This is a genomic window from Achromobacter sp. NCFB-sbj8-Ac1-l (assembly GCF_052695805.1).
Window position 1 is genome coordinate 4,746,748 of record NZ_CP199812.1, and the last position, 26,034, is coordinate 4,772,781.

At 67.4% G+C, this 26,034-nt stretch carries 24 protein-coding genes; 5 read left to right on the plus strand and 19 right to left on the minus strand.

Features of this window, described 5'->3' with window-relative positions; genetic code table 11:
- Positions 1-20: 20 nt before the first annotated feature.
- The 10 genes from uvrC to ACUDP5_RS21785 form a co-directional block, all read right to left on the minus strand.
- A complete protein-coding gene (gene uvrC / locus ACUDP5_RS21740) occupies positions 21-1,850 on the minus strand; it encodes an excinuclease ABC subunit UvrC (RefSeq protein WP_263912335.1) in 1,830 nt (609 codons plus the stop codon).
- On the minus strand, positions 1,813-2,868 hold the full coding sequence (nagZ, locus tag ACUDP5_RS21745) for a beta-N-acetylhexosaminidase (RefSeq protein ID WP_445657176.1): 1,056 nt from the start codon (positions 2,866-2,868) through the stop codon (positions 1,813-1,815). The genes uvrC and nagZ overlap by 38 nt, the downstream gene beginning before the upstream one ends.
- 43 nt (positions 2,869-2,911) lie before the next feature.
- A complete protein-coding gene (acpS, locus tag ACUDP5_RS21750; protein ID WP_263912338.1) occupies positions 2,912-3,349 on the minus strand; it encodes a holo-ACP synthase in 438 nt (145 codons plus the stop codon).
- A gap of 123 nt (positions 3,350-3,472) precedes the next feature.
- Entirely contained in the window at positions 3,473-4,213 is a 741-nt protein-coding gene (gene pdxJ, locus ACUDP5_RS21755) for a pyridoxine 5'-phosphate synthase (RefSeq protein ID WP_263912339.1), read from the minus strand.
- A complete protein-coding gene (locus ACUDP5_RS21760) occupies positions 4,210-5,703 on the minus strand; it encodes an efflux transporter outer membrane subunit (protein WP_445657177.1) in 1,494 nt (497 codons plus the stop codon). Before ACUDP5_RS21760 ends, pdxJ begins: the two co-directional genes overlap by 4 nt.
- Entirely contained in the window at positions 5,700-8,942 is a 3,243-nt protein-coding gene (locus ACUDP5_RS21765) for an efflux RND transporter permease subunit (RefSeq protein WP_445657178.1), read from the minus strand. The genes ACUDP5_RS21760 and ACUDP5_RS21765 overlap by 4 nt, the downstream gene beginning before the upstream one ends.
- Before the next feature lie 63 nt (positions 8,943-9,005).
- Complete coding sequence (locus ACUDP5_RS21770; RefSeq protein WP_263912342.1) at positions 9,006-10,262, minus strand: efflux RND transporter periplasmic adaptor subunit; 1,257 nt, start codon at positions 10,260-10,262, stop codon at positions 9,006-9,008.
- Positions 10,263-10,533: 271 nt separating this feature from the next.
- Positions 10,534-10,965: a helix-turn-helix domain-containing protein gene (locus ACUDP5_RS21775; protein WP_263912343.1), complete on the minus strand. Its 432-nt coding sequence runs from the start codon at positions 10,963-10,965 to the stop codon at positions 10,534-10,536.
- Positions 10,966-11,171: 206 nt separating this feature from the next.
- Complete coding sequence (locus tag ACUDP5_RS21780; protein WP_263912344.1) at positions 11,172-12,368, minus strand: patatin-like phospholipase family protein; 1,197 nt, start codon at positions 12,366-12,368, stop codon at positions 11,172-11,174.
- A 28-nt stretch (positions 12,369-12,396) separates the two neighbouring features.
- Positions 12,397-12,990 carry a DUF4136 domain-containing protein gene (locus ACUDP5_RS21785; protein ID WP_263912345.1) on the minus strand — a complete coding sequence of 198 codons (594 nt, stop codon included), beginning with the start codon at positions 12,988-12,990 and terminating at the stop codon, positions 12,397-12,399.
- A 194-nt stretch (positions 12,991-13,184) separates the two neighbouring features.
- Here ACUDP5_RS21785 and ACUDP5_RS21790 point away from each other — a divergent pair, with 194 nt between their 5' ends.
- Positions 13,185-13,979 (plus strand): TOBE domain-containing protein, encoded by a 795-nt coding sequence (locus tag ACUDP5_RS21790; protein ID WP_445657179.1) that lies wholly within the window; start codon positions 13,185-13,187, stop codon positions 13,977-13,979.
- Between the two features lie 59 nt (positions 13,980-14,038).
- On the opposite strand, the gene ACUDP5_RS21795 is transcribed toward ACUDP5_RS21790, so the two are convergent.
- From ACUDP5_RS21795 to ACUDP5_RS21830, 8 genes are all read right to left on the minus strand, one after another.
- Positions 14,039-14,725, minus strand: coding sequence for an ATP-binding cassette domain-containing protein (locus ACUDP5_RS21795; RefSeq protein WP_263912349.1), 687 nt, complete (start codon positions 14,723-14,725; stop codon positions 14,039-14,041).
- A complete protein-coding gene (modB, locus tag ACUDP5_RS21800; protein ID WP_445657180.1) occupies positions 14,725-15,408 on the minus strand; it encodes a molybdate ABC transporter permease subunit in 684 nt (227 codons plus the stop codon). The genes ACUDP5_RS21795 and modB overlap by 1 nt, the downstream gene beginning before the upstream one ends.
- A 38-nt stretch (positions 15,409-15,446) precedes the next feature.
- The gene (modA, locus tag ACUDP5_RS21805) at positions 15,447-16,205 is read right to left on the minus strand and encodes a molybdate ABC transporter substrate-binding protein (RefSeq protein ID WP_445657181.1); all 759 of its coding nucleotides are present in this window, start codon (positions 16,203-16,205) and stop codon (positions 15,447-15,449) included.
- A 121-nt stretch (positions 16,206-16,326) separates the two neighbouring features.
- Positions 16,327-16,716 (minus strand): adenosylmethionine decarboxylase, encoded by a 390-nt coding sequence (speD, locus tag ACUDP5_RS21810; protein WP_263912436.1) that lies wholly within the window; start codon positions 16,714-16,716, stop codon positions 16,327-16,329.
- Positions 16,716-16,889 carry a hypothetical protein gene (locus ACUDP5_RS21815; protein ID WP_263912354.1) on the minus strand — a complete coding sequence of 58 codons (174 nt, stop codon included), beginning with the start codon at positions 16,887-16,889 and terminating at the stop codon, positions 16,716-16,718. The genes speD and ACUDP5_RS21815 overlap by 1 nt, the downstream gene beginning before the upstream one ends.
- Before the next feature lie 3 nt (positions 16,890-16,892).
- Positions 16,893-18,362: a DUF4178 domain-containing protein gene (locus ACUDP5_RS21820; RefSeq protein WP_263912356.1), complete on the minus strand. Its 1,470-nt coding sequence runs from the start codon at positions 18,360-18,362 to the stop codon at positions 16,893-16,895.
- Positions 18,363-18,375: 13 nt separating this feature from the next.
- On the minus strand, positions 18,376-19,419 hold the full coding sequence (locus ACUDP5_RS21825) for an SPFH domain-containing protein (RefSeq protein WP_445657182.1): 1,044 nt from the start codon (positions 19,417-19,419) through the stop codon (positions 18,376-18,378).
- A 45-nt stretch (positions 19,420-19,464) separates the two neighbouring features.
- Positions 19,465-19,851, minus strand: a complete 387-nt coding sequence (locus tag ACUDP5_RS21830) for a DUF350 domain-containing protein (protein ID WP_263912437.1) — start codon at positions 19,849-19,851, stop codon at positions 19,465-19,467.
- Between the two features lie 97 nt (positions 19,852-19,948).
- On the opposite strand from ACUDP5_RS21830, the gene ACUDP5_RS21835 reads away from it, so the two are divergent.
- The 4 genes from ACUDP5_RS21835 to ACUDP5_RS21850 all read left to right on the plus strand — a co-directional run bounded on the left by ACUDP5_RS21835 (position 19,949) and on the right by ACUDP5_RS21850 (position 25,155).
- Positions 19,949-21,460: a polyamine aminopropyltransferase gene (locus ACUDP5_RS21835; protein ID WP_263912358.1), complete on the plus strand. Its 1,512-nt coding sequence runs from the start codon at positions 19,949-19,951 to the stop codon at positions 21,458-21,460.
- Positions 21,460-23,097, plus strand: a complete 1,638-nt coding sequence (locus ACUDP5_RS21840) for an NAD(P)-binding protein (RefSeq protein WP_445657183.1) — start codon at positions 21,460-21,462, stop codon at positions 23,095-23,097. The genes ACUDP5_RS21835 and ACUDP5_RS21840 overlap by 1 nt, the downstream gene beginning before the upstream one ends.
- A gap of 118 nt (positions 23,098-23,215) precedes the next feature.
- Entirely contained in the window at positions 23,216-24,460 is a 1,245-nt protein-coding gene (locus ACUDP5_RS21845; protein ID WP_445657184.1) for an NAD(P)/FAD-dependent oxidoreductase, read from the plus strand.
- Positions 24,461-24,486: 26 nt separating this feature from the next.
- Positions 24,487-25,155, plus strand: coding sequence for an aspartate/glutamate racemase family protein (locus ACUDP5_RS21850; protein ID WP_445657185.1), 669 nt, complete (start codon positions 24,487-24,489; stop codon positions 25,153-25,155).
- 83 nt (positions 25,156-25,238) lie between these two features.
- On the opposite strand, the gene ACUDP5_RS21855 is transcribed toward ACUDP5_RS21850, so the two are convergent.
- Positions 25,239-26,033, minus strand: a complete 795-nt coding sequence (locus tag ACUDP5_RS21855; protein WP_263912363.1) for an ABC transporter ATP-binding protein — start codon at positions 26,031-26,033, stop codon at positions 25,239-25,241.
- Between the last annotated feature and the right edge of the window lies 1 nt (position 26,034).

The window sequence follows — 26,034 nt, forward strand, 5'->3', positions numbered from 1 at the left end:
CTACATCACGCAGATGAATCCTAACCGCGCAGGGCTTCATAGATCCGCTCGGCCAGTTCTTCCGAAATGCCGTCCACCGACGCCAGGTCTTCGATGCTGGCCGACGCCACCCCCGAAAAGCCGCCAAACCGGGCCAGGAGGCGCTGGCGCCGACGCGCGCCGACGCCCTCGATTTCCTCCAGCCGCGACACGTTGCGGGTCTTGGCCCGGCGCGCCCGCATGCCGGTGATGGCAAAGCGGTGGGCCTCGTCGCGCACCTGGGCAATCAGCATCAGCGCAGCCGATTCACCGCCCAGCGCCACGGGCGGGCGGTCGTCGGCGAACACCAGGGTTTCCAGGCCGACCTTGCGCCCTTCCCCCTTGGCCACGCCTACCAGGGTCTGGATGTCCAGCCCCAGTTCCACGAACACCTTGCGCGCCACCTCGACCTGGCCCTTGCCGCCGTCGATCAGGACCAGGCCCGGCATCTGGGCTTCGCCGTCGGCCACTTTGGCAAAGCGCCGCGTCAGCACCTGGCGCATGGCGGCGTAGTCGTCGCCCGGGGTAATGCCGGCAATGTTGTAACGGCGGTAGAGCGACGGCTGCATATCGTGGTGTTCGAACACCACGCAAGACGCCTGGGTGGCCTCGCCCGCCGTGTGGCTGATGTCGAAGCACTCGATGCGCAGGGCGTCCAGCGCCGTTTCGTCGGTGTCCAGGTCCAGCGCTTCGGCCAGCGCCAGCGTGCGCGCGGCACGGGCGCCGGACTCGGTCAGGGCGCGGGCCAGCGCCATGTCGGCGTTTTTCTGTGCCTGTTCCAGCCAGGCGCGGCGGGTGCCTTGCGGCCGGGTCAGCACGCGCGACGGCCGCCCGCCGGCCTGCTCGACCAGCAGGTCGATCAGGCTGGCATCAGGCAAGGCGTGCGAACAGACCAGCACGGGCGGCAGCGCGTTGTCCGTGTAGTGCTGCGCCACGAAGGCTTCCAGCACCTGCGGCGCGGCCTCGCCCTCGGCATGGGTCGGAAAGAACGGCTTGTCGCCCAGGTGCCGACCGCCCCGCACCATGGCCAGGTTGACGCAGACCTTACCGCCCGCAATGGCGATGGCGACGATGTCGGTGTCTTCGCCACTGACGTTTTCCATGGTCTGCTGGTGCAGCACGCGGGCCAGCGACCCCATCTGGTCGCGCAGCGCGGCCGCTTCCTCGAAGCGCAGCGCCTCGGCGGCTTCCAGCATGCGGGCCTCGATTTCGCCCATTACTTCCTTGGCCTCGCCGTTCAGAAAGCGCACCGCCCGCTGCACGTCCGACGCGTAGTCCCCTGCCTCGATGGCGCCCACGCAGGGCGCCGAACAACGGCCGATCTGGTGCAGCAGGCAGGGGCGCGAGCGGTTGGCGAACACGGTGTCTTCGCAGGTACGCAGGCGAAACACCTTCTGCAGGATCTGGATGGTTTCGCGCACCGCCCAGGCATTGGGAAACGGGCCGAAATACTGGCCGCGCTTGTTGGTCGCGCCGCGGTAGTACGCAATGCGGGGCCAGTCATGGCCCGTGATCAGCAGGTACGGGTAGGACTTGTCGTCGCGAAACAGGATGTTGTATCGCGGCTTCAGGCTCTTGATGAGGTTGTTTTCCAGGATCAGCGCTTCGGCTTCCGAGCGCGTCACCGTGACCTCCAGCCGCGCCACCTTCGCCACCATCTGGGCGATGCGCGGGCTGGCCAGGTTCTTCTGGAAATACGACGAGACGCGCTTTTTCAGGTCGCGCGCCTTGCCGACATACATGACCTCGCCGGCCGCATCCAGGTGCCGGTACACGCCCGGCAGATGCGGCAGGTCAGCCAGGAACGATTTGAGATTGAAGTCGTCGGGCATTCTGGTAGCGGCTTTCCGCCTGCAGGGAGTCCCAGTCCAGCGCGTCGAAACGCGGCATCAGGCGGCGGATGCGGGCCACGGACTCGGGGGCATGGTCGACCTTCAGGCGCGCCAGCAATTCATCGGCCAGGTCGGGCCGGTTGCACACCAGCACCATGTCGCAGCCGGCGCCCAGCGCGGCGTTGGCGCGCGCCAGGATGTCGCCGGCCACCGACGCGCCTTCCATGGTCAGGTCGTCCGAGAACACCACGCCGTCATAACCCAGGCGGGTGCGCAGGATGTCCTGCACCCAGCGCTTGGAGAATCCGGCGGGATGCTTGTCGACCTTGGGGTAGATGACGTGGGCCGGCATCACCGAGGGCAGCACGGCGTCGCCCAGCCAGGCATAGGGCGCGCCGTCGTCCTTGAGGATGCGTTCGAGCGGACGCGGATCGATGGGAATCTCGTGGTGCGAATCCGCCCCCACGAAGCCATGCCCGGGGAAATGCTTGCCGCAGGCCGACATGCCGGCCAGGGCCAGCCCCTGGATCAGCGCACGCGACAGCATCGTGACCACGCGCGGATCGTGATGGAAAGCGCGGTTGCCGATCACCTTGCTGACGCCGTAGTCCAGGTCCAGCACCGGGGTGAAGCTCATGTCCACGCCACAGGCGCGCAGCTCGGCGGCCAGCACGTAGCCGGCTTCGGTCGCCAGGCGCATGGCCGTCAGCGGATCGCGGTCCCACAGGGTGCCCAGGTCGCGCATCGCCGGCAAGGCGGTGAACCCGTCTTCGCGAAAGCGCTGCACCCGGCCGCCTTCGTGGTCGACCAGGATCAGCAGGCGCTCTTTGCGCGCCTTGTGGATCTGGCGAGTCAGCTCGGTCAGCTGGCGGCGGTTCTCGAAATTGCGGGCGAACAGGATCACACCGCCCACCAACGGGTGGCGCAGGCGCTTCTTTTCGTCCTTGGTCAGCACGGTGCCGGCCACATCGACCATCACGGGACCGGGCGGCAGTGCCCGGGATTTCTTCTTGGCCATCGGCTTGTCCTTCTGTATGTGTCTCGCACACCCGCCGGCGCGGTCAGGGCTTGCGTTCGACCACCACGTAGGCGGCGGCCATGTCGGATTCATCGGTAATGGACACGTGCGCGGCGCCAAAGCGCTGCACGTACCATTCCAGCAGTTCAGGGGCGATCACCAGCACCGGCCGGCCGCCCGGCGCGTTCAGGGTCTGCACCCGGCGCCACGTCATGGGCATGCGCATGCCCAGGCCCACCGCCTTGGAAAAGGCCTCTTTCGCCGCAAAGCGGGTGGCCAGGAAGCGCACCCCGCGCACCGGATCGCGGGCCCGCCGCGCATGGAACTTCAGCAGTTCTTCGGGGCCCAGGATCTTTTCGGCGAAGCGGTCGCCGTGGCGCGCCAGGGCGCGCTCGATCCGATCGATGCGCAGGAGGTCCATGCCGATGCCACCGATGGCGGCGGGCGGCGGGACGACAGGGGTGGATTCAGGTTGGGACATCGCTGCGGCGTCTGAAGGAAATGACAGCTGGGGCTTACAGCTGAAGGTTACAGCCGGGAATGACAGCGACCAGCTTAGCAGTTGGCGGCCGACCGCTGGCCATTGGCCATGGGCCGCCTGCGGTCAACGGCCGCGCACCGCTTCCAGTCGGGCCTGCACCATCAGGGCCTTCATGTCGCGCACCGCTTTTTCCCAGCCGTCGAACACCGCTTGCGCCACGATGGCATGGCCGATGTTCAATTCGGAGATGCCGTCCAGCGCCGCCACCGGCTTGACGTTGCCGTAATGCAGGCCGTGGCCCGCATTGACGCGCAGACCGTGGCGCAGGCCCTCGGCCACCGCCACGCGGATGCGCTGCAGTTCGGCCTGGGCGGCCTCGCCTTCGCTTTCGGCATAGGCGCCGGTGTGCAGTTCGATGACCGGCGCGCCGGCGCGGGCGGCGGCTTCGATCTGCACGGGGTCCGGATCGATGAACAGCGACACGCGAATGCCGGCCTCGGTCAAGAGGCCCACCGCATCGGACACGGCGGCAAACGCGCCCGCCACTTCCAGCCCGCCTTCGGTGGTGAGCTCGGTGCGTTTTTCAGGCACCAGGCAAACGTCGCTGGGCTTGACCGCGCAGGCGATCTCGAGCATTTCGGCCGTGACCGCGCATTCCAGGTTCATGCGGGTGCGCAGCACCGGCCGGATGGCGTAGACGTCGGCGTCCTGGATGTGGCGGCGGTCTTCGCGCAGATGCAGCGTGATCAGGTCGGCGCCGGCGTCTTCGGCGCGCAACGCCGCCGCCACCGGGTCGGGATAGGTCGTATGGCGCTGCTGCCGCAGGGTCGCGACGTGATCGATATTTACACCAAGTTCTATCATTGCACTTTCGTCGTTTCTTCCCAGCCGCCGCCCAACGCCTTGTAGAGTTCCACACGGTTGATCAACGCGGCCAGGCCGGTTTGCACCAGCGCGAGCTGGGCATTGAAAAAATCCACTTGCGCCGTCTGCACCTGCAGGTAGCTGTCGATGCCATTGGTATAGCGCAGATTCGACAGCTCCAGCGTGCGAGCCGACGAGTCCTGCAGCGCCCGCTGCGCATCCAGCTGCGCGCCGTAGGTGGCTTCGCCCGCCAGCGCGTCCGAGACTTCGCGGAACGCCTGCTGGATGGTCTGCTCGTACTGCGCCACCGCGATGTTGTCGCGCGCCTTCGCCAGGTTCAGGCCTTCGCGGATGCTGCCGCCGGCGAACAGCGGCGTGGTGATCGACGGCGAGAAGCTCCAGTAGCCCTGCCCGCCCTTGAACAGCGTATCCAGCGACGGGCTCGACACGCCCAGCAGGCCGGTCAGCGAAATGGTCGGGAAGAACGCCGCCCGCGCCGCGCCGATGTTGGCGTTGGCCGACTTGAGCTGGTTCTCGGCGGCCAGGATGTCGGGCCGGCGTTCCAGCAGATCGGACGGCAGGCCGGCCGGCACGCTGGCCAGCAACTGGTCGCGGCCAAACACCGCCGGCGCCGGCAGGTCGTCGGGCAACGGCGTGCCCAGCACCAGCACCAGCGCGTTGACGGCCTGGGCCTTGGCGCGCGCCAGCTGGGCCAGATCGGCCGAAGCCGTATCCAGCAGCGACTTGGACTGGTTCAGGTCAAGCTCGGACGCCACGCCGCCATCGAAACGGCGCTTGACCAGGTCGTAGGACTCTTGCCGCGACGCCAGCGTGCGCTGCGTCAGTTCCAGCTGGACCTCGGCGGCGCGCAGGTTGAAGTACGACTCGGCCACCGAACCGATCAGCGCGATGTGCGTGCTTTTCTGTGCCTGCTCGGTCGACAGGTATTGCTGGTACGCGGCCTCGGACAGGCTGCGCAGGCGGCCGAACAGGTCGATCTCGAACGTGGTCAGGCCGATGCCGGCCTGGTACGAACTGCTGATCGAGGGAGCATCGGAGCCGCCCGCGCGCATGTTGCGCGGCAGATGCTGGCGCTGGCCCTGGATGCCGGCCCCGATGCTGGGCCACTGCGCGCCGCGCTGCACGCCGTACTGGGCGCGCGCTTCTTCGACGCGCTGCACGGCCACGCGCAGGTCGCGGTTGTTGACCAGCGCCAGTTCGATCAGGCGCTGCAGGCGCGCATCGCGGAAGAATTCGCGCCAGCCCAGGTCCGCCGCGGGCGTGCCCGTCTGCGGCGCCACCGCGTCGGCGGGCTGCGTGCCCAGCGACATGGGGTTGGCGTACGCACCGTACTGCACCTTGGGCTGGTCCGGGAAAGTGCCGGACACCGGCGCATCCGGACGCTTGTAGTCGGGGGCCAGCGAGCAGCCGGCCAATGCCACCGCCACGAAGGCGGACAAGGCGGTCTGTTTGAACATCAGGGCGCTCATTCCTTGCCCTCCTGGCCACCATTGTTGGGTTGAGCGGGTGCGGGCGTTGCCGGCGGGGTATCCGGCGGGGTCTGGCCCGCCGCCGCCTTCTTGGCCGCCTGCTCTTCTTCGAAGGCGCGCAGTTCGGCGCCCAACAGGCGCGGGCGGGTCTTGAACAGGCCCAGCACCACCACGAAGAAGGTCGGCACGAAGATCACCGCGAACGGCGTGGCGGCCAGCATGCCGCCCAACACGCCCAAGCCCACGGCACGTTGGCTGGCAGCGCCGGCGCCGGTGGCCATGGCCAGCGGCACCACGCCCAGGATGAACGCCAGCGACGTCATCAGGATCGGCCGGAACCGCAGGCGCGCGGCTTCCACCGCGGCCTCGTAAAGGCCCATGCCCCGCGCGTACTGATCCTTGGCGAATTCCACGATAAGAATGGCGTTCTTGGCCGCCAGCCCGATCACGGTCACCATGCCCACCTGGAAGTACACGTCGTTGGACATGCCCAGCGCGCTGACCAGCGCGACCGCGCCCAGCATGCCCAGCGGCACCACCAGCATGACCGAGATGGGAATTGCCCAGCTCTCATACAGCGCGGCCAGCACCAGGAACACGATCAGGAGCGACAGGCCCATCAGGATCGGGGCCTGGTTGCCGGCCTGGCGTTCCTGGTAGGACAAGCCCGTCCATTCGTAGCCGAAGCCCTGCGGCAACTGCGCCACCAGCTTCTGCATTTCTTCCATGGCCTGGCCGGTGGTGTAACCCGCCGCGGCGCTGCCGCCGATACGCATGGATTCATAGCTGTTGTAGCGCACCACCTGCACCGGGCCCTGCGACCACTTGGCCGACACGAACGTCGACAGCGGCACCATCCCGCCCTGCACGTTGCGGGCGTTCAGCTTGAGCACGTCGGACAGTTGCATACGGTAGGGCGCGTCCGCCTGCACCCAGATGTTCTGCATCCGGCCCAGGTTGGGGAACTTGCTCAGGTAGGCCGAACCGACCGCGGTGGAGATCAGCGAGGCCGCTTCGTCGAAGTTCACGCCCAGGGCAGCGGCCTTGTCGCGGTCGATGTCCAGCGTCAGCTGCGCGCCGGCCGACAGGCCGGTGATGCGCACCTGCGACAGCACCGGACTCTTCATGGCCATGCCCATCAGCTGCCCGGTGGCCGCGGCCAGCGCATCGGTACCCGCCGAGCCCCGATCCTGCAGGCGCAGGTCGAAACCGGTGGCGTTGCCCAGCGACGAGATCGCGGGCGGCACCAGCGTGAACACCATGGCGTCGTGCACGCCCATCAACTGCTTCTGGAACGCGTTGAACGCGATGGCGCCGGCGGAATCACCCTTGCCCTTGCGCTCCTTGAAGTCCTTGAGCGTGGTGAACGCGATAGCGGCGTTCAGGCCGTTGCCGTTGAAGCTGAAGCCCTGCACCGTGATGATGTTTTCCACCGCCGGAATGTCGCGGAAGTAGGCTTCGACCTCTTCGATGACCTGCACCGTGCGGTTGGCGCTGGCGCCCGTGGGCAGCTCGATGTTGCTGATGACGTAGCCCTGGTCTTCTTCAGGCAGGAACGACGACGGCAGGCGCAGGTACAGCCAACCCAGCAGCAGCACCAGCACCAGGAAGGCCAGCATCATGCGCCCGCCCTTGTGCAGGATGCGGGACACCCAGTTCTGGTAACCGTGGGTGGTCGCGTCGAACTTGCGGTTGAACCAGCCGAAGAAGCCCTTCTTGTCGTTGTGGTGACCCTTGGGCACCGGCTTCAGGATGGTCGCGCACAGCGCGGGCGTGAAGGTCAGGGCCAGCAGCGCCGAGAAGAAGATCGACACGGCCATGGCCACCGAGAACTGGCGGTAGATCACGCCCACGGACCCGCTCATGAAGGCCAGCGGCAGGAACACCGTCACCAGCACCAGCGTGATGCCGATGATGGCGCCGCTGATCTGCGGCATGGCTTTCTTGGTGGCCTCTTTGGGGGGTAACCCTTCCGTGGCCATGATCCGTTCGACGTTCTCGACCACCACGATGGCGTCGTCGACCAGAATCCCGATGGCCAGCACCATGGCGAACATGGTCAGCACGTTGATCGAGAACCCCAACGCCAGCATGACCGCGAACGACCCCAGCATGGCCACCGGCACCACCAGCGCCGGGATCAGGGTGTAGCGCACGTTCTGCAGGAACAGGTACATCACCAGGAACACCAGCACCATGGCTTCGGCCAGGGTGTGCAGCACCTGCTCGATCGAGACCTTGACGTAGGGCGCGGTGTCGTAGGGGATGGCGTAGGTGATGTTGCCGGGGAAGTACTTGGACAGCTCGTCCATCTGCTGGCGCACGCCCTGGGCGGTGGCCAGCGCGTTGGCGTCAGGCGACAGCACGATGGCGAAGGCCGCCGTGGGCTTGCCGTTCAGGCGCGCGCCGAACTGGTAGTTGTCGGCGCCGACCTCGATGCGGGCGACGTCGCGCAGCAGCACCTTGGAGCCGTCGGTGTTGGCGCGCAGCACGATCTTGCCGAAACCTTCGACCGTGCTCAACTGGCCATTGGCCACCACGGTGGCGGTGATGCGCTGCGATTCGGGGTTGGGCGGCGCACCGATGCTGCCGCCGGACACCAGCACGTTCTGCGACGAAATGGCCTGGTTGACCTCGGCCATGCTCAGGCTGAAACCCACCAGCTTGGCGGGGTCGACCCAGATGCGCATGGCGCGCGGCGCCGCGAACAGCTGGAACTGGCCCACGCCGGCGACGCGCGACACCGGGTTCTGCACGTTGCGGGTGATGTAGTCGGCCAGCGCGGTCTGGTCCAGCGAGCCGTCGGTGGACGACAGCGTGACGATCATCAGGAAGCCGGTACTGGTCTGCTCGTACTTCAGGCCCTGCTGCTGCACGGCGGCGGGCAACTGGGCGATCACGTTGGACACGCGGTTCTGCACGTCCACCTGCGCCAGGTCAGGGTCGCGGCCCGGGGCGAAGGTGGCGGTGATGGTCGAGGTGCCGTAGGAATCGCTGACCGACTCGTAGTAGATCAGGCCCTTGGCGCCGTTGAGCTTGTCCTCGATGATACTGGTGACCGACTCGGCCACTTCCTTGGCCGACGCGCCCGGGTAGGTCGCGGTGATGGTGATGGCCGGAGGCGCCACGTCGGGGTACTGGGACACCGGCATGTTGGGAATCGCCAGCACCCCGGCAAGCAGGATGAACAGGGCGACTACCCAGGCGAAGATTGGTCGATCAATAAAAAATTGCGGCATGTGGGCTGACTCTGAAAGCGATGCTCACTAAAGAGGAACGCAGCGCGATGCGCTGCGGGCCGCTTACGATTTCTGGCCGGAGGCCTTGTCCTGGGGGGCCGGCTGGGCAGGCTGCGCGCCTGGCTCGGCGGGCTTGGCCCCGGGCTGTGCGGGGGGCTGGCCGCCCGCGGCGGGCTTGCCGCCGTTCTTGTTCCAGGGGCTGGCCTGCACCGGCGCGCCAGGACGGATCTTCTGGAAGCCCTCGACCACGACGACGTCGCCGGCCTTCAGGCCGCTGGTGATGATCCAGTCGTTGTTGACCGCGCCGCCGGTGGTGACGGGCAACTGTTCGATCTTGTTGTCCTTGACCAGCATCAGGCTTTGCGAGCCGTCGGCGGTACGCTGCAGCGCCTGCTGCGGCACCACCAGCGCCTGGTCGTTCACGCCCTGCTCCAGGCGCACGCGCACGTACATGCCGGGCAACAGGATGCCGTCGGGGTTGGGGACTTCGGCGCGCAGATTGACCTGGCCGGTGGACGGATCGACGGTGATGCCGGTGAACAGCAACTTGCCCGGCTTGTCGTATTCGGAGCCGTCTTCCAGCACCACGGTGGCGCGCGCGGCGTCCTTGCCCACCTGCTGCAGCTTGCCGCTGGCAAAAGCGCGGCGCAGCGTGGCCAGATCCGCGGTGGACTGGGTGAAGTCGACGTAGACCGGATCCAGTTGCTGCACCGTGGCCATCTGCGTGGCCGAGGTGGACTCGACCAGCGCGCCTTCGGTCACCAGGGGCTTGCCGATGCGGCCCGTGATGGGCGAGGTGACGTCGGTGTAGCCGAGGTTGATCGACGCGTTGTCCTGCGCGGCCTTGGCGGCGGCGACGTTGGCTTCGGCCTGGCGGTAGGACGCCACGGCGTTGTCGTATTCCTGCTTGCTGACGGCGTTGGCCTTTACCAGCGGGGCGTAGCGGTCGGCCAGCACCTTGGCGCTGAACAAGGTGGCCTGCGCCTGCTTGAGCTGCGCGGTGGCCTGATCGTAGGCGGCCTTGTAGGGCGCCGGGTCGATCTTGAACAGCAGTTGGTTTTCCTTGACGTCGCCGCCCTGTTCGAAGGTGATCTTCTGGACAATACCGGTGACCCGCGAACGGATCTGGGCGTCGCGCACCGCGTCGACGCGACCGGGCAGTTCGGCCACGATGGGCGTGCGCTGGGGCTGGACGGTGATGACGCTGACCTGCGGCATGCCGGGGTTCATTTGCGGTTTTTCACCGCACCCCGCCAACAACAGCGCGAGGACGCCACCGGAAAAAGCCAGACCTGAGACACGTTTAGGCGAAAACCGCATTGAAACCCCCGCGAAGTTAACCGCGTCAAGCGACCGCAACAATGTAACGGCGATAGGTCGTCGCCGCGTCTGGTTGCCGAAGCGGGCCGCAGGTTTCGAAGGCCGACTCCGACCGCCGTATTTGACCGCAAACCCTGCCCGCGATCAAAACAAAACGCTGCGCGCCGTGCGTGACACGTGAATAGCCCGTTAATGTAACTCAGTTATTGGGGAAATCACTGATTTTCACAGCGCGATGGCGTAGTCGCCGCGCGGATTTACCACGCTTGAATCACAGGTCGGATATCTCTCGCAGATTTCCAAGAAAGACATAGCCCGCGCCATGCACCGTGTGCAACGGCAGACGGGCATCGAGATGTCGCACTTTGCGGCGAAGCCGGCAGATAGCGACGTTGAGCGTGCGCAGGTTGGTGCCCTGCCGGACCGCCATGAGTTCTTCGCGCAACAGCTCGCGGCGCGGATTGTGCAGCAGGCACTGGAAGCAGGCACGTTCGACCTCGGTCAGGTCGAGGCGGGCGCCAGCGGGGGTCAGCAGGGTCCAGCCGCGGTAGGCCAGGCTCCACCAGCCGTCGGTCGGGAAGGCCGTCGCGGCGGCCGGGTCGGCCTCGGCCGCGGCGGCACGCTTGGGTGCCGCCGCCGGCCGCGACGACGCGGTGGCTGCGACGGCGGGGGGTACGGAAGCGCGAGGAACGGGAACAGTCATGCCGGAGTCTCCACCGGGCAGGTCGCCGCCGGGAGGGCACGGCGATCCGCTTCCGGAACAAGGTTGCTAATCCTGCCGAAAGACTACCGGGCTTGCGGACGCTGTGCCCCCCGGCGACCCAGGAATAAGACTAGTCCTAGCAAAATTCCCTGCCGGAGCGGCCCGCTTGCGGTCAACCACATAGCGGGATGCCGCAAGACCTGCCGCTATGAGGTGTGCTTGCCGTTGCGGTGGATGTCGTGCGCGACGAAGCAGCTGTCCTGCGTGGGCCGCGCCAGGATGCCGGGCTTGGCCAGCGTGTTGCGGATGTCGGCCAGGCCCGATTCCCAGTGTTCGCGCATGGCCTCGGTGCCGAACTCGTAGTCCTTGGAAAAGCGCTCGCGGTGCTTGGACTCGTAGATCAGGTTGATGATGTTGGTGGCGGGCGTATTGGCCTGCTGGCGGATCTCTGCCAGTTCGGGCGCATTGCGGTCTTTTTCCGGCAATCTGTCCAGCAGTTGCTGCAGGCCATGACGCAGCTTCAGCACCCGCCGCAACTGATCGGTGACCATGCGGGTGCGGCTGGAATACTGGATGTCTTTCTGGCGCTCGGCCACCTCTTCGAGCGTGGTGGGCAGCCCGCCGCGGGCGGGCCAGAGATCCACCTGGAACGCCAGCGTATCGCGCATGGTGTCCGTGGTGAGCACCTGCGCCAGCGGGGTGTTGGACACCACGCCGCCGTCCCAGTAATGCTCGCCGTCGATCTCCACCGACGGAAAGCCCGGCGGCAAGGCGCCCGAGGCCATGATGTGCTCGGGCCCCAGCGTGTGCTTCTGGCTGTCGAAATAGGCGAAGTTGCCGCTGCGCACGTTCACCACGCCGAAGCTGGCGCGCACCTTGCCCGCATTGAGCAGGTCGAAATCCACGTACTGGCGCAGGGTGGCGGCCAAGGGCGTGGTGTCGTAGAAGCTGGTGGACGCCGCGCCCTTGCCGTGCACCCAGTAGGGCGGCGGAAAGCGCGGCTTGAAAAAGCCTGGCTGGCCGGAAAACAGCGCCTGGAAGGCCGACAGCTGGCCATTCATGGCCGGCGAACCGAAGCCGAACGGGATGCCTTCGAACATGCCTGCCAGGGTGTCGCCCCAGGGCACGGACAGAAACCCCGCGGGCCGGCAGATGCTTTCCCAGAAACCGCGCAGCCGCTCCACCCGCTCGTCTTCGGGCGAACCGGCGATGATCGCCGCGTTGATCGAGCCGATGGAAATGCCGGAAATCCAGTTGGGCCGGATGCCTGCCTCGTGCAGCCCCTGGTATACCCCCGCCTGGTACGACCCCAGGGCGCCCCCACCCTGCAGGACCAGGGCCACGGTTTCGTAGGGCGGCGTTGCGCCGGTGTCTGGGGTCAAGGCCTTGCGGCGTGTACTCATGCGGCGGTCCTTTTCATAGCGGCAAGCCCTAGGGCTTGCTCTTGTCCGGCAACTGCGGGGCGGCGACGCCGGCCCGGAACGGATACTTGGCGAAAATCAGTGCGACGGCCTTGTCGACGCTTTGCGCCGACGTCGCCATCTCGGGGTTCTGCACTTCCCCCACCGCCACGCCTTCCCACACCAGCTGCTTGCGGCGCGGATCGATCAGGTCGATGTTGAGGGTGCCTTCGGTGTACTGATAGACGGTGTCGCCCCAGCCGTAGCCGGGCCAGCCACCATAGAAACCGCTGCGGTAGCCGTAGTAGGGCATGGGCGGCGGCGCTTCGGTGACCTGGGTCTTTTGCTGCAGCTTGCCGCTGAAGTTGACCAGCAGGTCGGGGTTGGACGCGCTGTAGACGTAGCCGCGCATTTCCATCTGGCCGCGGGTGGCGTCTTTCAGCCTTTCGGTCAGCAAGGTGCTGTAGCCGGCCTTGTCGGTGCCCAGCGGCGACATATAGCCGAAGGTGCGGTACTGCGCGAAATCGGCCTGGTGATCGTAATCACCCTTGACGGTGGGGCCAGAGGCGCACGCCGCCAACAAGCCCGTCAAGGAACCCACGGCCAGCATTTTGAACGCTTTCATGTCGATCTCCGAAAAGGGGAACCCGCACACAGGGCGGGTCCGAGTGTCAACAGGCGTCAGGCGCATTCATAGTGCCGCGAAGCGGATAAAGTTTCAACAAGGAAGCATTCTCATTGGATCGACATCAAGCCGCAGTCGGCGCGGGCTCCATTACACTCGGGGGTCATTTCAGACCCAGACCAGAAGATACCTCCATGTTGGAACTCGACGGCTCGATTTGGTTTCGTTCCGGCGCCCAGAACTGGGGCGGAAAGAATCGCATAGACCTGCTGGCGCAGATCGATGCCACCGGCTCGATCACGGCCGCCGCCCGCGCGGTGGGCATGAGCTACAAGGGGGCCTGGGACGCCATCGACGCCATGAACAACCTGGCGGGCGAACCGCTCGTGCTGCGGGCGGCCGGCGGCAAGGGCGGCGGCGGCACGCGCCTGACCGACCGGGCGCGCAGCCTGATCGCCACCTTCCGGGCACTGGAAGCCGAACACCGCAAGTTCATGGACAACCTGGCGCGCGCGGGGCTGACGGCCAGCGGCGACATCGATTTGATGAGGCGATTCATGCTCAAGACCAGCGCCCGCAACAAACTCATGGGCACGGTGATGGAAGTGCGCACCGGCGCCGTCAACGACGAAATCCTGTTGCGCATTGCCGGCGGCCAGGTCATCACCGCCACCATCACCCGCGAAAGCACCCAGGAACTGGAACTGGCGCCCGGCAAGGAAGCCCTGGCGCTGGTGAAGGCATCGTCGGTGATCGTCGGCGCCCCCGGCCCCGGCCTGCGGCTGTCGGCCCGCAACCAGTTGGCGGGCACCATTGCGGCGGTGCGCGAAGGCGCGGTCAACAGCGAAATCCTGATCGACCTGGAAGGCGGCACCACGCTGGTGGCGATCGTCACCAACGAAAGCGCACAGGAACTGGGCCTGGGCGAAGGCGCCGCGGCGGTTGCCATCTTCAAGGCGTCCAGCGTGATCCTGGGCGTGTTGGACTGAGTCTGCTTTTCCCCGCCAGGCAATGAACGGCAGCGCGCCGCCGCCCTGCCCGCTCGCGGCTAGACGCCCACGTCTTCGTCGCGTCGGCGCACCTTGCCTTCGCGTACTTCGAACACCTCGTCGGCCAGCGCCTCGACGTCGGCGGGATCGTGCGTGATCAGCAGCATCGGCACATCCAGCTGACGCTGCAAGGCGTTCAATTCCTGGCGCATCTTGCCGCGCAGCTGCGAATCCAGCGCCGAAAACGGCTCGTCCAGCAGCAGGATGTCGGGCTTGAGCATCAGCGCGCGCGCCAGGGCGACCCGCTGCTTCTGGCCGCCGGAAATCTCGTTGGGATAGCTGCCGACGATGGCCCCCAGCTCGAAGGCGTCGACCCAGCGCCGCAACTCGGGCGATGCGTCACGGCGCGAGGGATTGAGCCAGCCACGGCGCGTACCAAATGCAATGTTCTGCGCCACCGTCAGGTGCGGGAACAGCGCATAGTCCTGGAACAGGTAGGCCACCTTGCGGGCTTGCGGCGCCACATCGATGCGCGCGTCGGCGTCGAACAGCACGCGGCCATTGACCGCGATGCGGCCGGCGTCGGGCCGCAGCAGGCCGGCCACCGCCCGCAACGTCAGGCTCTTGCCCGCGCCCGATGGCCCGAACAGCGCGATGCGCTGGGCCGCCGACGAGAACGCCACGTCCAGCGAAAAATGCCGCTCGCCCGAGACCATCTGCTTGCGAATGCGCAGGTCGACGCTCATCAGGCGCCTCCGTTGCGGCGATTGGCGCGGACGGGCACCAGCTTGCCCGCGGCCAGCAGCACCACGATGCAGGTGATGGACGTCACCAGCACCAGGAAATTGGCCGTGGCGTCATCGCCCGCCTGCACCGCTTCGTAGATGGCGACCGACAGGGTCTGGGTGCGGCCCGGCAGGTTGCCGGCGATCATCAGCGTGGCGCCGAATTCGCCCAGTGCACGGGCAAAGGCCAGCAGCACGCCCGCCACGATGCCGCGCGCCGCCAATGGCAGCGTGACCCGGAAGAACACGCCCACCTCGCAGACGCCCAGCACCCGGGCCGCGCTTTCCAATTGCGCATCGACGTTCTCAAACGCGGCGCGCGCCGACTTGAACACCAGCGGAAACGCCACCACCGACGCGGCAATGACCGCGCCCTGCCAGGTGAACACGAGTTCGATGCCCCAGGCCGCCAGCGTTTCGCCCATCACCCCGCGCCGGCCCAACAGGACCAGCAGGTAATAGCCCAGGACGGTGGGCGGCAGCACCAGCGGCAGCGTCAGGATGGCGTCCAGCAGGTCCCGCCCCGGCCAGCGCCAGCGGGACAGGCCGTAGGCCGCCGCGGTGCCGACCAGGGTGGCCAGCAGCGTTGCCCAGCCGGCCACCTTCAAGGTCAGCAGCAGGGGCACCCAGACGGGATCGCTCATGACGCCTGCGATTCACATGTCAATGTCGACGCCCTGCCTCAGGGCTTCTGGAAGCCATGGCGCGACAGGATTTCCTGGCCGGCGGGCGACAGTACATAGGCCACGAAGCTTTGCGCTTCCTTGGCGGCGGCGTCGCGCGCGGTGACGGCAATCGGATAGGTCACCGGCGTTTGCGAGGGCACGCGCACGGCGACCTTGACCTTGTCCGGCATGACGGCCGCGTCGGTGGCGAACACGAAGCCAGCATCCACCTCGCCGCGCGACACGTAGTCCAGGCTCTGGCGCACGTTCTGCGCCAGCACGCTCTTGGCCTGCACGGCATCCCACAGGCCGGCGGCCTGCAGCGCGCCCTGCGTGTAGCGACCCACCGGCACCGAAGCCGGGTTGCCGTAGGCGATGCGCTTGACGTCGTCGCGCGTCAGGTCCTTGAGCGCGGCGATGTTGAGTTTGCTGTCCGTCGGCACGATCAGCACGATCTGGTTGGCCGCGAAGTCCACCCGCGATTCGGGCTTGACGGCCTTTTCCTCGACGGCCTTGTCCATCGCCTTCTGGTCGGCGGAGGCGAATACGTCGGCCGGCGCCCCCTTGACGATCTGCTGCAGCAGCACGTCGGAGGCGCCGAAGTTCAGGACCACCTTGGTGCCGGCATGTTCCTTTTCGTAGGCCTGCGCCACGTCCTTGAACGCATTGGTCAGGCTGGCCGCGGCGGACACCACCAGGTCGCCGGCATGGGCACTGGGGCCCCAGACGGCGGCCAGGGCCAGCGACACGGCCAGGATCGGGTGTTTGCGGAACATGGCACTCTCCTCGGACAAGATCAATCTCGGTAACGAAATATATATAGGTATATAACGCTCGTCAATTTGCGTCCGGTACCGGCTTGCGCCACGTCAAATGCCTGGGAATGAAGGGGGACGCTCAGCCGCGGTCGACGGTGGTGACGCGCACCGTCCGGGGGGCCAGCGCCGCGCGCAGGCGTTCCAGCGCCCGTTCGGGCTGGGCGGCGCCGCACATGAAGATGTCCAGCGCCGCGAACTGGTGTTCGGGCCAGGAATGCACGCTGATATGGGATTCGCTCAGCATGACCACGCCGGTCACGCCCGCGCCGGCGCCGAAATGATGGAAATGCGCGCCCAGCACCTTGGCGCCCGCGGCCTGGGCGGCCTGCACCAGTTCACGTTCCAGCGCGGCGGCGTCGGCCAGCAGGCCGGCGTCCACGCCGCGGAAATCGGCCAGGATGTGGCGGCCCGGGGTGGCGTGCGGCGTGGCGGCCTGCGGCAGGTCCCGCTGCGTGGCGTCCCGAGGCATCACTTGTGCGATCCGCCCGACGACCAGCCCGAGCTGCCCGATGAACCGCCGCCCCAACTGCTGCTGCTGCCGCTGCTGCTGCCGCCGCTGGTGAAGCGGGCGCCGGGCGAGCTGGCGCCCGTGGCGGCCATGACCACGATCACGGCATAGATGGCATAGAGAAACTTGCCCATCGGCTAGTCGTCCTTTGCGGACATCTTGTCCGCGAGGCTGGCCGGCAGCCACAGAAACGCCAGGCCGATCACGATCGGCAGCAGGCGACCATTGAAGATATTGCCCAGGTTCAGGAACCCCATGGCGATCGTCGCGAACCAGGCCCACTTGCGATAGCCGCCCGACGTGCTCGTGCGCGGCATGGCTTTCTGCTTGGCCAGTTCGGGGTTGCCGAACCATTCGGCCAGTTGGGCCGGCGCCACCGGCCCCGAGGCAGACCAGCCCAGCTCGGCGGGCCCCAGTTCGCTGGTCAGCTTGAGGTTCCCGGCCTTGTAGTCGGTGATCTGGGTGCTGTCGCCCACCCGCACGCGCCAGTTGAAGGCGCCCAGCGCCAGCTCGACCCGCGAGGTGTAGTCGTACAGCTTCTGGTAGAGCTTGTTGCGCCAGCGCACGCTGGTCGCATTGTTGCGGCTGGGCCAGGTATCGCAGACCTGCACGCGTTCCCAGCCTTCGTCCGTTTCCACCAGCCAGATGAAGCCCTTGGCCGGGTTGAACAGCAGGTATTCGATCCAGTCGGACGGTTCTTCGGGATCCGGGTCGGCGCACTTCATCAGGCCGATCAGGGTGAAGGTGGCGCCGTCGATCTTGGCGGTGGCGCCCAGCGCCAGCGTGGTCTTGATGGCCTTGAGCTTCTGCGCCTTGGCGATGACCTGGGCGGTCTCGCCCGCGCAATCGACCGTGGCGGTGCAAGACGGGCAGACCACCTGGGTGGCCATGGCCGCGACAAAGCTGATGGGCGCGCCGCAACTGGGGCAGTCCAGCGCCTTGATCTGGCCGCGGAAACGCCCGGCGGTTTCCTCGACCTGCTCGTTCGAGCGCAGCGTGGCCGCCTGCATGCCTGCCAGGTCGAATGCCTTGCCGATATACAGCTCGGGCTCCGGCCCGTCGGAAAAATCCAGCGTCAGGAAGGCGTCGATGCTGCGGTAGTCGGCCACCTTGGCTTCCCAGCCGTCACCCGGCACGAACGGCAGTTCGCCCTGCGCGCCGCCGGCGCGGCAGCTGCGCACGTCCGACGCCGAAAAGCGCTGGCCATCCAGCTTCAGCTCATCGCCCGGCGAGATGTCGGCGAACGCCGGCATGCCCTGGGTCGACTTGACCTTGCGGCGGCGGGTAATGGCGTATTGCCCCGACGCGTCCGACAGCCAGCCGTCGGAACCGTCGTCGAACCACAGGTACCACTCGTTCCAGAAGCCGTCCTCGTAACGCAGCTGGATGCGGCCGATCAGGTCGAAGCGCTTGCCTTCGAACTGGCCGGCGGCGCCCAGGCACAGCGGCGAGTAGTCTTCCAGCACATCCGCGGTTTCGCCGATGCGCTTGACCGATTCGGCATCCTTGAGCAGCGTGCTGCGGCATGCGCCGCACACCGCCATGACCGAGGCCGTGGACGTGAACTTGACGGGCGCTCCGCATTGCGGACACAAGACCTGCTGCATGGACGTTCGGCGCTCAGCTCGTGAGTTTCTTGAGCACCTCGGCCTTGGCCGAGTCGTAGTCGGCCGGCGTGATCAGGCCCTTGTCCAGCAGATCTTTCAGCTGCTGCAAGCGCTGCACGGGGTCGCCCCCGGCCGCCGCCCCTGCGGCAGCCCCGGCGGCGCCCGCCGCCGCGGCCTGCGCCGGCTGGCCCGAGGCCTGCCCCACGCCCAGCCCGGCCGCCATCGTCTGGCCCAGCGCCGCGCCGGCCGCCAGGCCCGCGCCGATGCCGGCGATGCCGCCTTCGTTCTGCGCCGCCAGCGGGATGGACGTGGCTGTCTGGTATTGGGTGAACTTGCCCAGGTCGCCGGCCATGCCCATCGAGATCCGGGTATCCAGCGCCTTCTGCAATTCTTCGGGCAACGACACGTTTTCGACGGTGAAGTTGTCCAGCTTGACGCCGTAGCGGTCGAACACCGGCGCCAGTTGCTCGCTGATGCTTTGCGACATCAGGCCCTGGTTTCCGGCGATGTCCAGGAACGGCACTTTCGAGCTGCCCAGCGCCGTCGTCATGGCGGCGACCACCATGTTGCGCAGCTGCAGTTCCAGGTCGTCGACGGTATAGACGTCGCGCGTGCCGCTGATTTCGCGGTAGAACTTGGCCGGGTCGGTGATCTGGTACGAATACACGCCGAAGGCGCGCAGGCGCACCATGCCGAATTCGCTGTCGCGCAGCGTCACCGGCTGCGCCGTGCCCCAGCGCCGGCCCAGTTGCAGGCGGGTGCTGAAAAAGATGACGTCCGACTTGAAGGGCGACTCGAACAGCTTGTCCCAGTTCTTCAGGTACGTCAGGACCGGCAGCGTCTGCGTCGTCAGCTTGTACATGCCGGGGCCGAACACGTCGGCCACCTTGCCTTCGTTGACGAACACGGCCATCTGCGACTCGCGCACGGTCAGGCTGGCGCCGTACTGGATTTCAAAATCCTGCATCGGATGACGCCAGGCCAGCACGCCGTCGCCGTCCTCGTTCCATTGCAGGATGTCGATAAACTGCTTGCGGATAAATGAACCGAGACTCATGGCAAGTTCTCCTGTGTCAGATCGGAATCAGCGCGCCGGGCCGGATCAGGTCAGGCAGGCGGCGTTGACCACGCCGGCGGCCAGCGAGATCGAACCGATCAGGCCGCCCATGGCGATGTTGTTTTCTTCGATGGCCTCGTTCAGGCCGCGGATGGCCCGCGCCATGACCGCATAGACGACCAGTTGCACCGCCATGGCGGCCACGCCCCAGACCACGAACATGATGAAGCTGGCGTGAATGGCGATGCTGGAGCACAGCGTGAAGGAAAAACCCACCAGCGCGCCGCTATAGGACAGCACCGCGGCGATATTGCCTTCGCGGATCAGTTCGAATTCCTTGTAGCGCGTCACGGTGGTGTAGACCAAGGTGAACACGCCAAGCATGACCAGTGCCGAGACAATGTAGATCAGATAGGTCACGGCCGGATGCATCGCTTCTCCCATATTCGCCCCCTTCAGGCCCTAATTGCGCGCAGTATATACGGCGGCTTCGATATACTGCGAACGCATTTTCTGAGTCGGAACCCCCATGCGCGACCGCGTTCTCATCCTGTCGGTATTGATCGTCGCTTCCTGCGGCTTGGGCTACGAGCTCATCAGCAGCGCACTGGCCAGCTATCTGCTGGGCGATTCCATCCTGCAATTCTCGTCCGTCATCGGCTGTTATCTGTTCGCGATGGGCATCGGATCGTGGTTGTCAAAATATGTAAAAGACGACGACGTTTTGAATCGGTTCATCGACGTCGAACTGGCCGTCGCCTTGTTGGGCGGGGTCTCCGCCGCCGTCCTGTTCCTGGTGTTCGCCTGGCTGTCGGCGCCCTTTCGCGCCGCGCTGTACGTCGGCGTCTTCATCATCGGCCTGATGGTGGGCATGGAAATCCCGCTGGTGATGCGCGTCTTCAACCAGCGCAAGACGGAATTTCGCGAAATCGTCAGCCGCGTGCTGACCTTCGATTATCTTGGCGCGCTGGCCGTGTCGCTGGTCTTTCCGTTGCTGCTGGCGCCCAAGCTGGGGTTGCTGCGCACCGGGTTCCTCTTCGGCATCCTGAACGCCAGCGTGGCGCTCTGGACCACCTGGCTGTTCCGCGCCGAAGTGCGCCGCCCGGCCGAGAAAGCCATTCGCGGCAGCGTGGTGCTGGGCCTGCTGGCGCTGGGCTTTGCGTTCTCGGGCCAGATGACCGGCTGGGCCGAAAAAGGCCTGTACGGCGACGACGTGGTGCATGCCGAGACCACGCCCTACCAGCGCCTGATCGTGACCCGCTGGCACGACGACCTGCGCCTGTACATCAACGGCAACCTGCAGTTCTCGTCGCGCGACGAACACCGCTATCACGAGTCGCTGGTGATTCCCGGCCTGCAGGCGCTGCCGTGGGCCCGCAACGTGCTGGTGCTGGGCGGCGGCGACGGCCTGGCAGTGCGCGAGATCCTGAAGTTCAAGCACGTCGAGCACGTGACCCTGGTCGACCTGGACCCGGCCATGACAGGCCTGTTTTCGCGGTCCGAACCGCTGACGCGGCTGAACCAGAACTCGTTGACGGACCCGCGCGTCACCGTCATCAACGACGACGCGGGCCGCTGGCTGGAAAGCCACGCCGAGGTCTATGACTACATCGTGGTCGACTTTCCCGACCCGTCCAACTTCGGCCTGGGCCGGCTGTATTCGGTGCCGGTCTACCACCTGATGGCGCGCCATCTGGCCGAGAACGGCTACATGGTCATCCAGTCCACCTCGCCCTACTTCGCGCCGCGCTCGTTCTGGAGCGTGGACGCCACGCTGAAGGAAGCCGGCCTGAACACCTGGCCGTACCACGCCTACGTGCCGTCGTTCGGCGACTGGGGCTTCATCCTGGCCGGCAAGCGGCGCGACTACACGCCGCCCACGGCGATTTCGGTGCCCACCCGCTACCTGGACCCGGCCACGCTGCGCGAGCTGTTCCACTTTCCCGCCGACATGCCGGCGCTGGCCATGCCGCCGAACCGCCTGAACGAGCAATCGCTCGTGCGCTACTTCGACGAGGACTGGCGCAAGGTCATCCGCTGATGCGCCGCCGCACCTTCCTGTTGGGCGCGGCCACCGCCGCGGCGGCGGGCACGGCGGGCTATTACCGGTCACGCATCGTCGAGACCACGCCCGAGGTGCGCTACCCCGGCATGCAGGCGGGCCACGCGCTGCGCGACGGCGCCGCGCTGCCGGCGTCATCCGGCACCCGCCAAAGCCAGGTGGCGATCCTGGGGTCCGGCGTGGCCGGCCTGTCCTGCGCCTGGAAACTGGCGCGCGAGGGCCATACCGATTTCGTGGTGGTGCAAGGCCCGGAATACGGCGGCAACGCCGCGGCCGGCGTGCGCGACGGGCTGGACTATCCGCTGGGCGCGCACTACCTGCCGCTACCCTCGATGCAGTCCACCCACGTGCGCGAGATGCTGGCCGACTTCGGCATCGCCGAGCGCGATGCCTACGCCGCGCGGCCGTATTACGACGAAGCCATCCTGGCGCATTCACCGCAAGAACGCCTGCTGCGCGGCGGCCACTGGGAAGACGGCCTGCTGCCCATGACCGGGCTGCCCGACGGCCACGCCGAGCAACACCGCAAGTTCCTGGCGCAGGTGGATGCGTTGCACGGGCAGGTCGGCAACGACGGCCGCAAGGTCTTCTGCATTCCCATCGCCCTGTCCTCGCGCGACCCCGCCTGGCGGGCGCTGGACACCCTGACTTTCAAGACCTGGCTGGAACGCGAAGGCTATACCTCGCCCGCCCTGCACTGGTACCTGAACTACTGCTGCCGCGACGACTACGGCGCCCAGTACGACGTGGTGTCGGCCTGGGCCGGCCTGCACTACTTCGCCAGCCGCGACGGCCATGCCGCCAACGCCGCCGAAGGCGCGGTACTGACCTGGCCCGGCGGCCTGGCGCCGCTGGTGCAACGCCTGCACGACGCGATCAGCGCCCGCCTGGGCCATGGCAACTGGCTGTTGCCCGGCACCGCCATGCGCCTGCGCGAAACGCCCGCCGGACCGCAGATCGACTGCCTGGCGACCGGCCCCGCCCCGGCGGTGTACACGCTGCAAGCCCGGCGCGCGGTCTGCGCCATGCCGCTGTTCGTGGCCCAGCACGTGCTGCCGGATATCCGCGCCTATGGCTACGATCCGGCCGTGCATGCCTCGCCGCATGCGCCCTGGCTGGTGTCCAACTTCGTCATGGACGGCTATCCGCGCGAGGCGCCCGGCGAACCGCTGTCGTGGGACAACGTGGTCTACCAGGGCCAGGCGCTGGGCTACGTGGTGTCGACCCACCAGTTGCTGCGGGTGGCGCGGTCGCCGCGCACGGTCTTCACCGCCTACGACGCGCTCAGCGGCAAGACGCCGCAGGCCACGCGCCAGTGGCTGACCACCGCGCGCCCCGAGGCCCTGCGCGACGAGGTGGCGGCCGACCTGGTGGCGGCCTATGGCGATGAATTCTGGCGCCACGCACGCCAGCTCGAAATCACGGTGCGCGGCCACGCCATGGCCTCGCCCTATTGCGGCTACCTGTCCAACCCCGGCCTGGCGGCGCTGCGCGACGTGGATGGCCCGGTGCTGTTCGCCCACGCCGACCTGTCCGGCTATTCGGTCTTCGAGGAAGCCGCGTGGTGGGGCGTGACGGCGGCCGGGCGCATCCTGGGGCAACGCCCGGCGACGTGAAGGCGATGGCCGGGCGGCCTTGGCGCGGCGCGTCCGTCCGCGCGATGGCCTGATCCGCCCCGCTGCCCTACAATCGCCGGCGGGTCCCTTTGACCCTAGCCCGAGACCCGAAAAAACGATGGGAAAGCCAGTCATTGTGCTTGGCGCCGGCATGGTCGGCGTCTGCTGCGCGCTGGAACTGCAGCGCCGCGGCATGGATGTCACCCTGGTCGACCGCCAGGCCCCCGGCCAGGAAACCTCGCACGGCAATGCCGGCGTGCTGGCCCGAAGTTCCCTCATGCCGTTCAACCATCCCGGCCTGTGGCGCCAACTGCCCCGGCTGCTGCGCAACGACACGGTTCAATTCCGCTACCGCCCCGGCTACCTGGCCCGCAACCTGGGCTGGGCCGCCAGCTTCCTGTGGCGCGCCCGGCCCTCGGTGTTCCAGGAAACGGCGACGGCCCTGGACAGCCTGATCCGGCTGTCGGCCCCCGAGCACCAGCGTCTGCTGGCCGAAGCGGGCATCAGCCATCGGTTGCGCGATACCGGCTGGATCTTCCTGTTCCGCAGCGAAGCGGCCTGGCAAGGCAGCGCGTTGGCGCGCAGCGCCTATGCCCGCCACCAGGTGCCGACCCAGGCGCTGGACCCGGCCGAGCTGGCCCGGCTGGAACCCGCCCTGGCCCCGATATTCGCACGCGCGCTGTGGATCCAGGGCTCGTACTCGGTGGACGATCCGCAGGCGGTGGTCCGTGCCTATGCCGCCCTGTTCCAGCGGTCGGGGGGCACCTTCAAGCCTCTGCGGGCGGCCGCCATCCGCCGTGATGTCGATCGCTGGACCGTGCAAGGCGACCAGGGGTCCGACTCGCTCAGCGCACCCGCCCTGGTGGTGGCGCTGGGCCCGTGGTCCAAGGCGCTGCTCAAGACCACCGGCATCGACCTGCCCATGGCGTTCGAACGCGGCTATCACATGCATTACGCGCCCGGCAGCGGCCCGGCGCTGGGCCGGCCCGTGTACGACACCGGCGGCGGCTACGTGCTGTCGCCCATGGCCCGCGGGCTGCGCCTGACCACCGGGGTCGAACTGGACGACTGCGAGGCCCCCGCCCGACCGGTGCAGCTGGACCTGGCGGAAACCCGCGCCCGCGAGGCGCTGGACCTGGGCGCGCGGCTGGATTCGCAGGCCTGGCTGGGCCGCCGCCCCACCCTGCCGGACAGCCGCCCGATGATCGGCCAGGCGCCGCGCCACCCCGGCCTGTGGCTGGCGCTGGGCCACCAGCACATCGGTTTCAGCACCGGGCCAGGCACGGCAAGCATATTGGGCGAACTGATGTCCGGCGAGGGCGGCGAGCGTCACGCCGCCTTCCGCCCCGGCCGATTCATCTGAGGCCTGCACAGAGCAAGGACACTCCCATGCGCAACCCGGGCTTTCTTGGCGTGCTGATGCTGGACACCCGCTTTCCGCGGCCGCCTGGCGATGTCGGCAACGTCCAGACCTACGAACGCGCCGGCATCCCCGTGCGCTTCGTCACGGTGCAGGGCGCCTCGCCACGCAAGATCGTGCAAGACGCCGACCCGGCCTTCCTGCAGCCCTTCATCGATGCCGCCGTGGGCCTGGCGCGCGACGGCGCGGCGTTGATCTCCACCAGTTGCGGCTTCCTGGCCAAATACCAGTCGGCGCTACAGGCCGCCGTGCCCGTGCCGGTGGTGACGTCCAGCCTCCTGCAATGCCGTGGGCTGGCGCGCGTGGGCATCGTCACCTTCGATGCGCAATCGCTGTCGCGCGGCATTCTGGATGCGGTCGACGTGCCGGCCAATGCCATCGTCGAAGGGCTGGCGCCCGGCTGCGAGATGCATGCACGCATCCTGGAAAACAGCCCCGTGATGGACCTGAGCGAGGTCGAACGCAACGTGGTGGATGCCGCCGCCCGCCTGGCGGCGCGGGCGCCCGGCCTGACCGACATCGTGCTGGAATGCACCAACATGCCGCCCTACCGCGACGCCGTGGCGCGCGCCACCGGCCTGCCGGTGCACGACATCGAAACGCTGCTGATCAAGACCTGGCGGGGCCTCGCGGCCTGACCGGCCCGCCATGAAAAACGCCCGCTGCGGGCCTCGGGTCGAGGCTTGCAGCGGGCGTTTTGCCGACCGGGTCGGCGCGACGGTCAGCCGAGCAACAAGGCGTCGTCCGACAGCTTTTCGCCGCGCACACGCTCGAACATGGCCAGCAGATCAGGCACGTCCATGCCGCGGCGCTCGTCGCCGGACACGTCCAGCACCACCTGGCCCTGGTGCAGCATCACCGTGCGGTCGCCCACGTCCAGCGCCTGGCGCATGCTGTGCGTGACCATCATGGTGGTCAGCTTGTTTTCGGCCACGATGCGCGCCGTCAGTTGCAGCACGAAGTCGGCGGTGCGCGGGTCGAGCGCGGCGGTGTGCTCGTCCAGCAGCAGGATGCGCGAAGGCTGCAGCGCGGCCATCAGCAGGCTCACGGCCTGGCGCTGGCCGCCCGACAACAGGCCGATGCGGTCGGCCAGGCGGCTTTCCAGGCCCAGGCCCAGCGTGGCCAGGCGTTCGCGGAAACCGTCCTTCATCGAGGCCTTGACGGCACGGCCATAGCCGCGACGCGCGCCACGCAGCTGCGCCAGCGCCATGTTCTCTTCGATGGTCAGGTCTTCGCAGGTGCCGGCCATGGGGTCCTGGAACACGCGGGCCACGCGGCCGGCGCGGGCCCAGACGGGCTGGCGCGTGACGTCCACGCCGTTGATTTCGATCTTGCCCGAATCGATGGGCAGGTCACCCGACACGGCGTTCAGGAAGGTCGACTTGCCCGCGCCGTTCGAGCCGATGACCGTGACGAACTGGCCTTCGGGAATGTCGAGCGACAGGCCGCGCAGCGCGCGCGTTTCGATCGGCGTGCCCGCGTTGAAAGTGATCTTGAGGTCTTTTGCGGACAGCATA

Excerpts from the sequence above, each read along its gene's own strand:
- uvrC (WP_263912335.1), bottom strand. The coding sequence starts at position 1,850 with ATGCCCGACGACTTCAATCTCAAATCGTTCCTGGCTGACCTGCCGCAT.
- nagZ (WP_445657176.1), bottom strand. The coding sequence starts at position 2,868 with ATGGCCAAGAAGAAATCCCGGGCACTGCCGCCCGGTCCCGTGATGGTC.
- acpS (WP_263912338.1), bottom strand. The coding sequence starts at position 3,349 with ATGTCCCAACCTGAATCCACCCCTGTCGTCCCGCCGCCCGCCGCCATC.
- pdxJ (WP_263912339.1), bottom strand. The coding sequence starts at position 4,213 with ATGATAGAACTTGGTGTAAATATCGATCACGTCGCGACCCTGCGGCAG.
- ACUDP5_RS21760 (WP_445657177.1), bottom strand. The coding sequence starts at position 5,703 with ATGAGCGCCCTGATGTTCAAACAGACCGCCTTGTCCGCCTTCGTGGCG.
- ACUDP5_RS21765 (WP_445657178.1), bottom strand. The coding sequence starts at position 8,942 with ATGCCGCAATTTTTTATTGATCGACCAATCTTCGCCTGGGTAGTCGCC.
- ACUDP5_RS21770 (WP_263912342.1), bottom strand. The coding sequence starts at position 10,262 with ATGCGGTTTTCGCCTAAACGTGTCTCAGGTCTGGCTTTTTCCGGTGGC.
- ACUDP5_RS21775 (WP_263912343.1), bottom strand. The coding sequence starts at position 10,965 with ATGACTGTTCCCGTTCCTCGCGCTTCCGTACCCCCCGCCGTCGCAGCC.
- ACUDP5_RS21780 (WP_263912344.1), bottom strand. The coding sequence starts at position 12,368 with ATGAGTACACGCCGCAAGGCCTTGACCCCAGACACCGGCGCAACGCCG.
- ACUDP5_RS21785 (WP_263912345.1), bottom strand. The coding sequence starts at position 12,990 with ATGAAAGCGTTCAAAATGCTGGCCGTGGGTTCCTTGACGGGCTTGTTG.
- ACUDP5_RS21790 (WP_445657179.1), top strand. The coding sequence starts at position 13,185 with ATGTTGGAACTCGACGGCTCGATTTGGTTTCGTTCCGGCGCCCAGAAC.
- ACUDP5_RS21795 (WP_263912349.1), bottom strand. The coding sequence starts at position 14,725 with ATGAGCGTCGACCTGCGCATTCGCAAGCAGATGGTCTCGGGCGAGCGG.
- modB (WP_445657180.1), bottom strand. The coding sequence starts at position 15,408 with ATGAGCGATCCCGTCTGGGTGCCCCTGCTGCTGACCTTGAAGGTGGCC.
- modA (WP_445657181.1), bottom strand. The coding sequence starts at position 16,205 with ATGTTCCGCAAACACCCGATCCTGGCCGTGTCGCTGGCCCTGGCCGCC.
- speD (WP_263912436.1), bottom strand. The coding sequence starts at position 16,716 with ATGCCTCGGGACGCCACGCAGCGGGACCTGCCGCAGGCCGCCACGCCG.
- ACUDP5_RS21815 (WP_263912354.1), bottom strand. The coding sequence starts at position 16,889 with ATGGGCAAGTTTCTCTATGCCATCTATGCCGTGATCGTGGTCATGGCC.
- ACUDP5_RS21820 (WP_263912356.1), bottom strand. The coding sequence starts at position 18,362 with ATGCAGCAGGTCTTGTGTCCGCAATGCGGAGCGCCCGTCAAGTTCACG.
- ACUDP5_RS21825 (WP_445657182.1), bottom strand. The coding sequence starts at position 19,419 with ATGAGTCTCGGTTCATTTATCCGCAAGCAGTTTATCGACATCCTGCAA.
- ACUDP5_RS21830 (WP_263912437.1), bottom strand. The coding sequence starts at position 19,851 with ATGCATCCGGCCGTGACCTATCTGATCTACATTGTCTCGGCACTGGTC.
- ACUDP5_RS21835 (WP_263912358.1), top strand. The coding sequence starts at position 19,949 with ATGCGCGACCGCGTTCTCATCCTGTCGGTATTGATCGTCGCTTCCTGC.
- ACUDP5_RS21840 (WP_445657183.1), top strand. The coding sequence starts at position 21,460 with ATGCGCCGCCGCACCTTCCTGTTGGGCGCGGCCACCGCCGCGGCGGCG.
- ACUDP5_RS21845 (WP_445657184.1), top strand. The coding sequence starts at position 23,216 with ATGGGAAAGCCAGTCATTGTGCTTGGCGCCGGCATGGTCGGCGTCTGC.
- ACUDP5_RS21850 (WP_445657185.1), top strand. The coding sequence starts at position 24,487 with ATGCGCAACCCGGGCTTTCTTGGCGTGCTGATGCTGGACACCCGCTTT.
- ACUDP5_RS21855 (WP_263912363.1), bottom strand. The coding sequence starts at position 26,033 with ATGCTGTCCGCAAAAGACCTCAAGATCACTTTCAACGCGGGCACGCCG.